The sequence below is a fragment of the Agromyces mediolanus genome (assembly GCF_014648575.1).
Taxonomy (GTDB): Bacteria; Actinomycetota; Actinomycetes; order Actinomycetales; family Microbacteriaceae; genus Agromyces; species Agromyces mediolanus.
Window position 1 is genome coordinate 1,945,682 of record NZ_BMRJ01000001.1, and the last position, 12,445, is coordinate 1,958,126.

The window sequence follows — 12,445 nt, forward strand, 5'->3', positions numbered from 1 at the left end:
GCCGTCCCGTGAGGCGGAGAAGGGAGGCCGCCGTGGCACGCGCCGTGCTCACCCAGGCGGACATCCAACGGGCGCTGACCCGCATCTCGCACGAGATCCTCGAATCCAACCGCGGGGGGAGCGACCTCGTCATCCTCGGCATCCCGACCCGCGGCGTGATCCTCGCCCGTCGGATCGCCGAGACGATCGCCCGCATCGAGCCCGACGCGGCACCGGTGCCGGTCGGCTCGATCGACGTCACGATGTACCGCGACGATCTGTCCCGCACCCGCACGCGGACGCCGCAGCCGACCGAGGTGCCCGCCGGGGGCATCGACGGACGCACGGTCGTCCTCGTCGACGACGTGCTGTACTCCGGGCGCACCATCCGCGCCGCCTTCGATGCGCTCTCCGACCTCGGCCGCGCCCGCGCGGTGCGGCTCGCGGTGCTCGTCGACCGCGGACACCGCGAGTTCCCGATCCGCGCGGACTTCGTCGGCAAGAACCTGCCGTCGTCCCACGACGAGCGCATCAACGTGCGGCTCGTCGAGACGGACGGCGACGAGGGCGTCGCGATCGAGACCGCCGACGGCGAGGGGGAGGCGAGGTGAACCACCTGCTGGGCACGCGCGAGCTCTCCCGCGAGCAGGCGGTCGAGCTCCTCGACATCGCCGAGGACATGGCGGCGGTGCAGGAGCGCGAGGTGAAGAAGCTGCCGACCCTGCGCGGCAAGACCGTGGTGAACCTCTTCTTCGAGGACTCCACCCGCACCCGGATCTCCTTCGAGGCCGCGGCGAAGCGGCTCTCCGCCGACGTCATCAACTTCAGCGCCAAGGGGTCCAGCGTCTCCAAGGGCGAGAGCCTGAAGGACACCGCGCAGACGCTGCAGGCGATGGGCGCGGACGGCGTCGTCATCCGGCACCCGGCCTCCGGCGCGCCGCTCACGCTCGCGACGAGCGGCTGGATCGACGCCGGCGTCGTGAACGCGGGCGACGGCACGCACGAGCACCCCACCCAGGCCCTGCTCGACGCCTTCACGATGCGCCGCCGGCTGCACGGCGCGGCCTCCCGCGGGCGCGGGCTCGACGGGGCGCGCGTCCTCATCGTCGGCGACGTGCTGCACTCGCGGGTCGCGCGCTCGAACGCCTGGCTGCTGCCCGCGCTCGGCGCCGAGGTCGAGCTCGTCGCCCCGCCGACGCTGCTGCCCGTCGACACGCGCCGCTGGCCCGTGACGACGTCGTACGACCTCGACGAGGCGCTCGGCCGCCGACCGGACGTGGTCATGATGCTGCGCATCCAGGCCGAGCGGATGCACGGGGCCTTCTTCCCGAACAGCCGGGAGTACGCCCGCACCTGGGGGCTCGACGACGCGCGGTTCGACGCGCTTCCCGACACTACGATGGTCATGCATCCCGGACCGATGAACCGCGGTCTCGAGATCGCCGCCCGCGCGGCCGATTCGCCGCAGTCCACGGTGCGCGAGCAGGTCGCGAACGGAGTATCAGTGAGAATGGCCGCCCTCTATCTGCTGCTGTCCGGTGAACGGGGGGCGGCCGCATGAGCGAACGTCACCTGATCGTCGGGGCGCAGCTGCCGAACGGCGAACGCCTCGACCTCCTCCTCGAGGGCGGACGCATCGCCGAGCTCGGCACCGGGCTGGACGCCCGCGGGGCGGAGCGCGTCGACGCGGAGGGCCTCGTGGTGCTGCCCGGGCTCGTCGACCTGCACACCCACCTCCGCGAGCCGGGGTACGAGCAGAGCGAGACCGTGCTCACCGGCACCCGTGCCGCCGCAGCGGGCGGATTCACCGCGGTCTTCGCGATGGCCAACACCTCGCCGGTCGCCGACACGGCCGGGGTCGTCGAGCAGGAGCTCAGCCTCGGGCGAGCCGCCGGCTACGCCACCGTCCAGCCGATCGGCGCCGTGACGGTGGGCCTCGCCGGTGAGCGCCTCGCCGAGCTCGGCGCCATGGCCCAGTCCCGCGCCCGCGTCCGCGTGTTCTCCGACGACGGCTTCTGCGTGCACGACCCGCTGCTCATGCGCCGCGCGCTCGAGTACGTGAAGGCCTTCGGCGGCGTCATCGCGCAGCACGCGCAGGAGCCGCGGCTCACCGAGGGCGCGCAGATGAACGAAGGCGCCCTCTCCGGCGAGCTTGGTCTCGCGGGCTGGCCGGCGGTGGCCGAGGAGTCGATCATCGCCCGCGACGTGCTCCTCGCCGAGCACGTCGGCAGCCGACTGCACGTCTGCCACGTCTCGACGGCCGGTTCGGTCGAGGTGATCCGCTGGGCGAAGGCCCGCGGCATCGACGTCACCGCCGAGGTCACGCCGCACCACCTGCTCCTCACCGAGGACCGGGTCGCGAGCTACGACCCCCGCTTCAAGGTGAACCCGCCGCTGCGCCGCGCCGAGGACGTCGAAGCCCTGCGCGCCGCGCTCGCGGATGGCACCATCGACATCGTCGCCACCGACCATGCCCCGCACCCGGTGGAGGCCAAGGAGGGCGAGTGGGATGCCTCGGCGAACGGCATGGTCGGGCTCGAGTCCGCGCTGTCCGTCGTGCACCGCACGATGGTGGAGCCCGGACGCCTCGACTGGGCCGACGTCGCACGGGTGCTGAGCCAGGCGCCCGCCCGCATCGGCCGCCTCGCCGGCCAGGGCGGCGCGATCGAGCTCGACGCGCCCGCCGAACTCGTCCTCTACGACCCCTCGGCCACGGGGGAGTTCGGACTCGAGCGGCTCGCCGGACGCAGCACCAACTCGCCCTACCTCGGCGAGACGCTGCCCGGCTCCGTGCGCTGGACCTTCCACCAGGGCTACGCGACGGTGCGCGACGGCGAGGTGCGCGAGGCCGCGGAGGTCGCCGGACTCGCCGCGGCAGCGGGGAGCGCTGATGGATAAGCTCATCGGCGCGATCGTCGCCGTCGTCATCGTCGCGGTCGTGATCTGGCTGATGGTCCGCTCCTGGCGACGACGACGGGCGCGCGACGCCCGCCTCGTGGCCTACCCGGTGCCCGCGACGCTCGCCGCCGCCGTGCTCGAGACCGAGGTGCTCTACGTCGCCTCGACTCCCGAGGACGAGCCCTTCGAGCGGCTCGCGGTCGACGGCCTCGCGTTCCGCGGGGCCGCGCACCTCGAGGTGTACGACGCGGGCGTGCTGCTCCGCATCGCGGGGGAGCCGGCGAGCTTCATCCCGGTCGAGCGCATCGTCGGGATCGGGGCCGCGAGCCACGCGATCGACCGCGGCGTCGAGGCCGAGGGCCTCGTGGCCATCACGTGGCAGCCGCACGAGTCGGAGCCCGGCGAGGTGCCGGTGCGCATCGACAGCTATCTTCGGGCGCGATACCCGGGCGACACCGCCCGGATCATCGACGCCGTCACGAACATCACCGCGGCCGAAGCGCCGCGGTCGCAACAGGAAGGCGAGGCCTCTGGTGACTGAGACCACGACCCGCACGGCCCCCGCCGTGCTCGTCCTCGAGGACGGAACCCGCTTCGAGGGGCGCGCGTACGGCGCCCTCGGCCGCACGCTCGGCGAGGCGGTCTTCGCGACCGGCATGACCGGCTATCAGGAGACGCTGACCGACCCGTCGTACGCGGGCCAGATCGTGCTCATGACCGCGCCGCACATCGGCAACACCGGCATGAACGACGAGGACATGGAGTCCAAGCAGATCTGGGTCGCCGGCTTCGTCGTGCGCGACCCCTCCCGCGTCGTGTCGAACTTCCGCTCGCAGCGGAGCCTCGACGACGACCTCGCGGACGCCGGCATCGTCGGCATCTCCGGCATCGACACGCGCGCCGTCACCCGGCGCATCCGCGACGCCGGCGCGATGCGGGCGGGCATCTTCTCCGGCGAGGACGCGAGCCTCACCGCGGGCGAGCAGCTCGACCTCGTGCTCGGCGGCGCCGAGATGGCGGGGCAGAACCTCTCCGGCGAGGTGTCGACGGGGGAGCGCTACTCGCTGCCCGCGACCGGCGAGCGCATTGGCTCGGTCGCGGTCCTCGACCTCGGGGTGAAGACTTCCACGCTGAACTTCCTCGCCGAGCGCGGCTTCGACGTCGAGGTGCTCCCGCAGACCGTCACGATCGAGGAGGTGCGGGCGCTCGCACCCGACGCGCTGTTCTTCTCGAACGGCCCCGGCGACCCGAGCGCGAGCGACCGGCACGTGCAGCTGCTCCGCGAGTCGCTCCGCGACGGCCGGCCCTACTTCGGCATCTGCTTCGGCAACCAGCTCCTCGGCCGCGCCCTCGGCTTCGGCACGTACAAGCTGCCGTTCGGCCACCGCGGCATCAACCAGCCCGTGCTCGACAAGGCCACCGGCCGCGTCGAGATCACGGCGCACAACCACGGCTTCGCCGTCGACGCCCCGATCGACCGCGTGAGCGAGTCGAGCGAGGGCTTCGGCCGCGTCGAGGTCAGCCACGTCGACCTCAACGACGACGTGGTCGAGGGCCTCAACTGCCTCGACATCCCCGCGTTCAGCGTCCAGTACCACCCGGAGTCGGCTGCCGGCCCGCACGACGCGAACTACCTCTTCGATCGTTTCCGCGAGCTGGTCATCGCGAGCAAGGAGAACCGCGACTAATGCCCAAGCGCGACGACATCAATTCCGTCCTCGTCATCGGCTCCGGCCCGATCGTCATCGGGCAGGCCGCCGAGTTCGACTACTCGGGCACCCAGGCCTGCCGAGTGCTCCGCGCCGAGGGCGTGCGGGTCATCCTCGTGAACCCGAACCCCGCCACGATCATGACCGACCCGGACTTCGCCGACGCGACCTACATCGAGCCGATCACCCCGGAGATCATCGAGTCGATCATCGTCAAGGAGCGCCCCGACGCCATCCTGCCGACGCTCGGCGGCCAGACCGCGCTCAACGCGGCCATCGCGCTGCACGACGCGGGCATCCTCGAGAAGCACGGCGTCGAGCTCATCGGCGCGAAGGTCGACGCCATCCGCAAGGGCGAGGACCGCCAGCTGTTCAAGGAGCTCGTGGTCGAGTGCGGCGCGGACGTCGCCCGCTCGCACATCGCGCACACCATGGACGAGGTACTCGCGGCAGCGGAGGACCTCGGCTACCCGCTCGTCGTGCGCCCCTCCTTCACGATGGGCGGTCTCGGCTCGGGCTTCGCGTACGACGAGGCCGAGCTGCGCCGCATCGCGGGCGCCGGCCTGCACGACTCGCCGACCACCGAGGTGCTCCTCGAGGAGTCCATCCTCGGCTGGAAGGAGTACGAGCTCGAGCTCATGCGCGACACGCACGACAACACCGTCGTCGTGTGCTCGATCGAGAACGTCGACCCGGTCGGCGTGCACACGGGCGACTCGATCACGGTCGCGCCCGCGCTCACCCTCACCGACCGCGAGTACCAGCGGCTCCGCGACATCGGCATCGACATCATCCGCGCCGTCGGCGTCGACACCGGCGGCTGCAACATCCAGTTCGCCATCGACCCGTCGAACGGGCGCGTCATCGTCATCGAGATGAACCCGCGCGTCTCCCGCTCCTCGGCGCTCGCCTCGAAGGCGACCGGCTTCCCGATCGCGAAGATCGCGGCGAAGCTCGCGATCGGCTACCGGCTCGACGAGATCCCGAACGACATCACCCGGGTGACGCCCGCGAGCTTCGAGCCGACGCTCGACTACGTCGTCGTGAAGGTGCCGCGCTTCGCGTTCGAGAAGTTCCCGGCCGCCGACCCGACGCTCACCACGACCATGAAGTCCGTCGGCGAGGCCATGGCGATCGGCCGCAACTACGCGACCGCCCTGCAGAAGGCCCTCCGCTCGCTCGAGAAGCGCGGCTCCTCGTTCCACTGGGGCGAGGAGGAGCGCAGCGTCGAGGAGCTCCTCGAGCTGGCCCAGACGCCGACCGACGGCCGGATCGTGCTCGTGCAGCAGGCGCTCCGCAAGGGCGCCACGATCGAGCAGGCCTTCGAGGCCACGAAGATCGACCCGTGGTTCCTCGACCAGATCGTGCTGATCAACGAGGTCGCCGCGACGGTCGCCGCCGCGGAGGCGCTCGACACCGAGACGATCCTGCTCGCGAAGGACCACGGGTTCTCCGACGCGCAGATCGCCCAGCTCCGCGGCTTCGGCAGCGAGCAGGACGCGCGCGAGGTGCGGCACATCCTCGGCATCCGCCCGGTCTACAAGACGGTCGACACCTGCGCGGGCGAGTTCCCGGCGCTCACGCCGTACCACTACTCGAGCTACGACCAGGAGACGGAGGTCGCCGCGAGCGACCGCCGCAAGGTCGTCATCCTCGGCTCCGGCCCGAACCGCATCGGCCAGGGCGTCGAGTTCGACTATTCGTGCGTGCACGCCTCGTTCGCCCTGCACGACGCGGACTTCGAGACGATCATGATCAACTGCAACCCGGAGACGGTCTCGACCGACTACGACACGAGCGACCGGCTCTACTTCGAGCCGCTCACCCTCGAGGACGTGCTCGAGGTCATCCACGCCGAGTCGCAGTCCGGCGAGCTCGTCGGCGTCGTCGTGCAGCTCGGCGGCCAGACCGCGCTCGGCCTCGCGAAGGGTCTCGAGGCGGCCGGCGTGCCGATCCTCGGCACCTCGCCCTCGGCGATCGACCTCGCGGAGGAGCGCGGCCTCTTCGCCGGCATCCTCGAGAACGCGGGACTCCTCGCGCCGCGCAATGGCACCGCCGTCGACCTCGCGGGCGCGCAGCAGATCGCGGAGGGCATCGGCTACCCGGTGCTCGTGCGCCCGAGCTACGTGCTCGGCGGCCGCGGCATGGAGATCGTCTACGACAGCGCGAACCTCGCCGAGTACTTCGACCGCATCGAGGGTCAGGGCATCGTCGGCCCGAGCCATCCGCTCCTCGTCGACCGCTTCCTCGACGACGCCATCGAGATCGACGTCGACGCGCTCTACGACGGCAGCGAGCTCTACATCGGCGGCGTCATGGAGCACATCGAGGAGGCCGGCATCCACTCCGGCGACTCGAGCTGCACCCTCCCGCCCGTGACGCTCGGCCGCGCCGAGGTCGACCGGGTGCGCGAGGCGACCCGTGCGATCGCCGAGGGCATCGGTGTCCAGGGCCTACTGAACGTGCAGTTCGCGATCGGCGCGGGCGTGCTCTACGTGCTCGAGGCGAACCCGCGGGCGAGCCGCACGGTGCCGTTCGTCTCGAAGGCGCTCGGCATCCCGCTCGCGAAGGCCGCCAGCCGGGTCATGGTCGGCGCGACGATCCGCGAGCTCGTCGCCGAGGGCCTGCTGCCCGAGGTCGACGGCTCCCGCGTGCCGCTCGACGCGCCGGTCGCGGTCAAGGAGGCCGTGCTGCCGTTCCACCGCTTCCGCACCCGCGAGGGCGGCATGGTCGACTCGGTGCTCGGGCCGGAGATGCGCTCGACCGGCGAGGTCATGGGCATCGACCGCGACTTCCCGACGGCGTTCGCGAAGAGCCAGCTCGCCGCGTACGGCGGCGTGCCCGCCTCCGGGACGGTCTTCGTCTCGGTGTCCGACCGCGACAAGCGGGCTGCGATCCTGCCGGTGCTGCGCCTGCAGCAGCTCGGCTACGACATCGCCGCGACCGAGGGCACCGCGGAGGTGCTGCGCCGCAACGGCATCCGGGCGAGCGAGGTGCTGAAGTTCCACGACAAGCCCGACGCCGAGGCGACGAGCGTGGTGGAGCTCATCCACCGCGGCGAGGTCGACGTGGTCGTGAACACCCCGAGCGGCCGCTCCGCCCGGGCCGACGGCTACGAGATCCGCGCCGCGGCGGTGGCCGCCGGCATCCCGCTGTTCACGACGATCGCGGAGCTCTCCGCCGCCGTCGCCTCGCTCGACGTGGTCGGCGACGGCTTCGACGTGACGAGCCTGCAGGAGTACCAGCGCCGCCGGGAGGGGGCCGCGTGAGCGAGCCCGTCGCGTTCGGCGACCGCCTGGCGGCCGCCTTCGCCGCGTACGGCCGGCTCTGCGTGGGGATCGACCCCCACGCGCAGCTCCTCGAGAGCTGGGGCCTGCCCGACAGCGGCGAAGGCGTGCGCGAGTTCGGTCTCCGCGTCGTCGACGCGGCGGCCGGGCAGATCGGGATCGTGAAGCCGCAGGTGTCGTTCTACGAGCGGCACGGCGCGGCCGGCTACGCGGCGCTCGAGCGGGTCTTCGCCGAGGCGCGCGACGCGGGCCTCATCGTGATCGCCGACGCCAAGCGCGGCGACATCGGCTCGACGCTCGCGGGCTACGCGGATGCCTGGCTCCGCCCGGGCTCGACGCTCGAAGCGGATGCCCTCACCCTGAACCCCTACCAGGGGCTCGCCACGCTCGCCCCGGTCATGGAGCGCGCGGCGGCGGTCGGCAAGGGCGTGTTCGTGCTCGCCGCGACGTCGAACCCGGAGTCCGGGCCCGTGCAGACGGCCGAGCTCCGGCAGTCGAGCCGGGCCGGCCGCACGATCGCCTCCGCGATGGTCGACGGCGTCGACGCGTGGAACCGCGCGCGCCCGGATGCCTCGACCCGCACCCTCGGCGACGCGGGCGTCGTGATCGGCGCGACCGTCGACCTCCGCGCGGTCGGCATCGACCCGGACGCCTACGGCGAGACGCCCGGTCTGCCGGTGCTGGCCCCGGGCTTCGGCCACCAGGGGGGCGACCCCGCCCAGCTCGGCGAGCTGTTCGGCCGCCTGGCCGCCGGCGCGATCGTGAACGAGTCCCGCTCCGTGCTCGCCGCCGGCCCCGACGAGATCGGCGAGGCCGTCCGGCGCCGCGCCGGGGAGGTAGGATCGCTCGGTGTCTGATCGGACCCCCACCACCCCGCCAGAGGTCGACCGAGTCGCCGCGTCCCGGGCCGCCGTCGCGGCGCGCCGGGCCCGCGCGATCGTGAAGCAGGAGGTCGCCGACGGCGCCCGGAGCCCGCTCGACGTGCTCCGGGTCGCGTTCGACGAGCCCGACGGCGTCGAGGGCCGGCTGCGGGTCACGGAGTTCCTCGGGGCCATCCCGGCGATCGGCCGCACGAAGACCGAGCGGATCATGGACGAGCTCCAGATCTCGCCCGCCAAGCGCCTGGGCGGCCTGGGGCGCCTGCAGCGCCGGCGCCTGCGCGGCTTCGCCGCCGAATGGGTCGCCGCGCACGGCGGCACGGGCGACCGGCTGGTCGTCCTCGCCGGGCCCACCGCCGTCGGCAAGGGCACGGTCGCGGGGTACATCCGCGATCACTACCCCGAGGTGAAGCTCTCGGTCTCCGCGACGACGCGCGCGCCGCGCCCGGGCGAGATCGACGGCGAGCACTACTTCTTCGTCGACGACGCCGAGTTCGACCGGCTGATCGAGACCGGCGAGCTGCTCGAGTGGGCGACCGTGCACAACGCCTCCCGCTACGGCACGCCGCGCGGCCCGGTGGAGCGCGCGATCGCCGCCGGCGACAGCGTGCTGCTGGAGATCGACATCCAGGGCGCGCGCTCGGTGCGCCGCGCCATGCCGGAGGCGACGCTCGTCTTCCTGCAGCCGCCGAGCTGGGACGAGCTCGTCCGCCGACTCGTCGGCCGCGGCACCGAGGGACCGGCGGAGCAGCAGCGCCGGCTCGAGACCGCGAAGGTCGAGCTGGCCTCGGCCGACGAGTTCGATCACCAGGTCGTGAACCACGAGGTCTCCGAGGCCGCGCAAAAGGTCGTAGACTTGATGCGGCCCCGCAAGGGTCGTCATTGAGCTGCCCGCAGTTCGGGCGACCGGGCCACGATCTTTCGCGCACACCTCGTGCGCATCACCGAAGCGAGGAGTCACTCCATGGCTGAGAAGCTGTCCGGCATCATCGACCCGCCCATCGACGACCTGCTGTCGAAGGTCGACTCGAAGTACCAGCTGGTCATCTTCGCGTCGAAGCGCGCCCGCCAGATCAACGACTACTACGCCGACCTGCACGAGGGCAGCCTGTTCGACAACGTCGGCCCGCTCGTGGACTCGTCGATCGATGACAAGCCGCTCACCGTGGCGATGCACGAGATCAACGAGGACAAGCTGCGCCTGCGCCCCATCAGCGAGTAAGTCGCCGGCGTGGCGAGCACGACGGGCCGACTGAACATCGTCGTCGGCATCACCGGCGGCATCGCCGCGTACAAGGCGGTCGCCGTCGTGCGCCAGCTCGTCCTGGCCGGCCATGACGTGCACGTCGTCCCGACCGAGGCGGCGCTCCGCTTCGTCGGCCGGCCGACGCTCGAGGCGATCTCGCGCAATCCGGTGCACACCGAGCTGTACGAGGGCGTCGCCGAGGTCCGGCACGTCGCCATCGGGCAGGCCGCCGACCTCATCGTCATCGCCCCGGCGACGGCGAACTCGATCGCGAAGCTCGCGGCCGGGCTCGCCGACGACCTGCTCGGCAACACCGTGCTCGCAAGCCGCGCCCCGCTCGTCATCGCCCCGGCGATGCACACCGAGATGTGGGAGCACCCCGCGACGCGCGCGAACGTGGCGCTGCTGCGCGAGCGCGGCGTCACGATCGTCGGCCCGGCCGAGGGGCAGCTGACCGGCACCGACCGCGGAGCCGGCCGGCTCGAGGAGCCCGAGGTCATCGTCGAGGCCGCCCTCGCGCGCATCTCCGCCGGGCGCGCGTCCGGCGATCTCGCCGGGCGCCGAGTCGTGGTGAGCGCCGGCGGCACGCGCGAACCGCTCGACCCCGTGCGCTTCCTCGGCAACCGCTCGAGCGGCAAGCAGGGCATCGCGATCGCGGAGGCCGCCCGCGCCCGTGGCGCCGAGGTGACGCTCGTGGCCGCGAATCTCGAGGTGCCGCGCCCCGAGGGCTGCGACGTCCGCGAGGTCAGCACGGCGCTCGAACTGCAGCGCGAACTCGTGGCCGCCGCCGCGGGCGCCGACGTGGTGGTCATGGCCGCCGCGGTCGCCGACTACCGCCCCGCCGCGGTCAGCGAGCAGAAGATCAAGAAGGACGCCTCGGACTCCGGACTCACCCTCGAGCTCGTGCGCAATCCCGACATCCTCGCCGGCCTCGGCGCCGCGCCGCACGACGGCACCCTGCTCGTCGGCTTCGCCGCCGAGACCGAAGCAGACGAGGGGCGCCTGCTGGAGCTCGGCCGCGGCAAGCGGCGCGCGAAGGGCGCCGACCTCCTGGTGGTGAACCGGGTCGGCTGGACGGAGGGCTTCGCCGCCGACGAGAACCGGGTCGTCGTCATCGGGGCCGACGACTCGGTCGTCACACAAGCACACGGAAGCAAGGCGTCGGTGGCGGATGCCATCCTCGACGTGGTTGTCTCGAAGTTGAACCCCGCGGCGCCCGCCGCACGCACTCCAGAAGGAACGACGAGCTGAACATGAGCGCACTCCGCCTCTTCACGTCCGAATCGGTCACCGAGGGGCACCCGGACAAGATCTGCGACCAGATCTCCGACTCCATCCTCGATGCGCTGCTCACCGTCGACCCGAACGCCCGCGTCGCGGTCGAGACGCTCGTCACGACCGGACTCGTGCACGTCGCGGGCGAGGTCTCGACCTCGGGCTACGTCGAGATCCCGGCGATCGTGCGCGAACGGGTGACCTCGATCGGCTACGACTCCTCCGACGTCTGGTTCGACGGCCGCTCCTGCGGCGTCTCGGTCTCGATCGGGGGGCAGTCGCCCGACATCGCGCAGGGCGTCGACCACGCCTTCGAGGCGCGCGAGCACGCGAGCGACGACGAACTCGACCGTCAGGGCGCCGGAGACCAGGGCATCATGTTCGGCTACGCGGTGCGCGAGACGCCCGAGCTCATGCCCGTGCCGATCTGGCTCGCCCATCGCCTCGCCGAGCGCCTCGCCGACGTGCGCAAGGCCGGCGAGCTCGACTACCTGCGGCCCGACGGCAAGACCCAGGTCACGGTCGGCTACGAGGGGCAGACGCCCCGCAGCATCGAGACCGTCGTGCTGTCGACGCAGCACTCGCCCAAGATCTCCACGGAGCAGCTCCGCGCCGAGGTCGAGGAGCTCGTCATCCGCCCGGTCCTCGACACGGTCGAACTGGCGCGGCCCGAGCTCCGCGTGCTCATCAATCCGACCGGCCGCTTCGAGATCGGCGGCCCCCAGGGCGACGCCGGGCTCACCGGCCGCAAGATCATCATCGACACCTACGGCGGCGCGAGCCGGCACGGCGGCGGTGCGTTCAGCGGCAAGGATCCCTCGAAGGTCGACCGTTCGGCCGCCTACGCCATGCGCTGGGTCGCGAAGAACGCCGTCGCCGCGGGGCTCGCCGACCGCCTCGAGGTGCAGGTCGCCTACGCGATCGGTGCGGCGGCGCCGGTCGGGCTCTACGTCGAGACCTTCGGCACGGCGCACGTGCCGGAGGAGCGCCTCATCGGAGCCATCCGCGAAGTGTTCGACCTGCGCCCGGCCGCCATCATCCGCGACCTCGATCTGCTGCGGCCGATCTACGCGAAGACCGCGACGTACGGCCACTTCGGCCGCGAGCTGCCCGACTTCAGCTGGGAGCGGCTCGACCGCGTCGACGCGCTCCGTTCCGCCGCCGGGCTCTGAG

Annotated in this window: 11 protein-coding genes; all 11 read left to right on the top strand. The window is 72.2% G+C overall.

The genetic code is table 11. From position 1 onward, the window contains the following. Nucleotides 1-32 precede the first annotated feature (32 nt). Nucleotides 33-590 (top strand): bifunctional pyr operon transcriptional regulator/uracil phosphoribosyltransferase PyrR, encoded by a 558-nt coding sequence (gene pyrR, locus IEY71_RS09260; RefSeq protein ID WP_189084907.1) that lies wholly within the window; start codon nt 33-35, stop codon nt 588-590. Then, entirely contained in the window at nt 587-1,540 is a 954-nt protein-coding gene (locus IEY71_RS09265; protein ID WP_189084908.1) for an aspartate carbamoyltransferase catalytic subunit, read from the top strand. Before pyrR ends, IEY71_RS09265 begins: the two co-directional genes overlap by 4 nt. Beyond that, complete coding sequence (locus IEY71_RS09270; protein ID WP_189084909.1) at nt 1,537-2,877, top strand: dihydroorotase; 1,341 nt, start codon at nt 1,537-1,539, stop codon at nt 2,875-2,877. Before IEY71_RS09265 ends, IEY71_RS09270 begins: the two co-directional genes overlap by 4 nt. Then, on the top strand, nt 2,870-3,418 hold the full coding sequence (locus IEY71_RS09275; RefSeq protein ID WP_189084910.1) for a PH-like domain-containing protein: 549 nt from the start codon (nt 2,870-2,872) through the stop codon (nt 3,416-3,418). The genes IEY71_RS09270 and IEY71_RS09275 overlap by 8 nt, the downstream gene beginning before the upstream one ends. After that, nucleotides 3,411-4,565, top strand: a complete 1,155-nt coding sequence (gene carA, locus IEY71_RS09280) for a glutamine-hydrolyzing carbamoyl-phosphate synthase small subunit (protein ID WP_229781608.1) — start codon at nt 3,411-3,413, stop codon at nt 4,563-4,565. Before IEY71_RS09275 ends, carA begins: the two co-directional genes overlap by 8 nt. Next, the gene (carB, locus tag IEY71_RS09285; protein ID WP_189084911.1) at nt 4,565-7,855 is read left to right on the top strand and encodes a carbamoyl-phosphate synthase large subunit; all 3,291 of its coding nucleotides are present in this window, start codon (nt 4,565-4,567) and stop codon (nt 7,853-7,855) included. Before carA ends, carB begins: the two co-directional genes overlap by 1 nt. After that, nucleotides 7,852-8,730, top strand: coding sequence for an orotidine-5'-phosphate decarboxylase (pyrF, locus tag IEY71_RS09290; RefSeq protein ID WP_189084912.1), 879 nt, complete (start codon nt 7,852-7,854; stop codon nt 8,728-8,730). Before carB ends, pyrF begins: the two co-directional genes overlap by 4 nt. Beyond that, a complete protein-coding gene (gene gmk / locus IEY71_RS09295) occupies nt 8,723-9,637 on the top strand; it encodes a guanylate kinase (RefSeq protein ID WP_189084913.1) in 915 nt (304 codons plus the stop codon). The genes pyrF and gmk overlap by 8 nt, the downstream gene beginning before the upstream one ends. A gap of 78 nt (nt 9,638-9,715) precedes the next feature. Continuing rightward, complete coding sequence (gene rpoZ, locus IEY71_RS09300; RefSeq protein WP_189084914.1) at nt 9,716-9,973, top strand: DNA-directed RNA polymerase subunit omega; 258 nt, start codon at nt 9,716-9,718, stop codon at nt 9,971-9,973. A gap of 30 nt (nt 9,974-10,003) precedes the next feature. Next, the gene (coaBC, locus tag IEY71_RS09305; protein ID WP_189085161.1) at nt 10,004-11,248 is read left to right on the top strand and encodes a bifunctional phosphopantothenoylcysteine decarboxylase/phosphopantothenate--cysteine ligase CoaBC; all 1,245 of its coding nucleotides are present in this window, start codon (nt 10,004-10,006) and stop codon (nt 11,246-11,248) included. 2 nt (nt 11,249-11,250) lie between these two features. Next, on the top strand, nt 11,251-12,444 hold the full coding sequence (gene metK / locus IEY71_RS09310; protein WP_189084915.1) for a methionine adenosyltransferase: 1,194 nt from the start codon (nt 11,251-11,253) through the stop codon (nt 12,442-12,444). Nucleotide 12,445 lies beyond the last annotated feature (1 nt).

Bases quoted from the DNA above. Each gene is read 5' to 3' on its own strand.
- IEY71_RS09270 (WP_189084909.1), top strand. From the start codon at position 1,537: ATGAGCGAACGTCACCTGATCGTCGGGGCGCAGCTGCCGAACGGCGAA.
- IEY71_RS09275 (WP_189084910.1), top strand. From the start codon at position 2,870: ATGGATAAGCTCATCGGCGCGATCGTCGCCGTCGTCATCGTCGCGGTC.
- carB (WP_189084911.1), top strand. From the start codon at position 4,565: ATGCCCAAGCGCGACGACATCAATTCCGTCCTCGTCATCGGCTCCGGC.
- rpoZ (WP_189084914.1), top strand. From the start codon at position 9,716: ATGGCTGAGAAGCTGTCCGGCATCATCGACCCGCCCATCGACGACCTG.
- metK (WP_189084915.1), top strand. From the start codon at position 11,251: ATGAGCGCACTCCGCCTCTTCACGTCCGAATCGGTCACCGAGGGGCAC.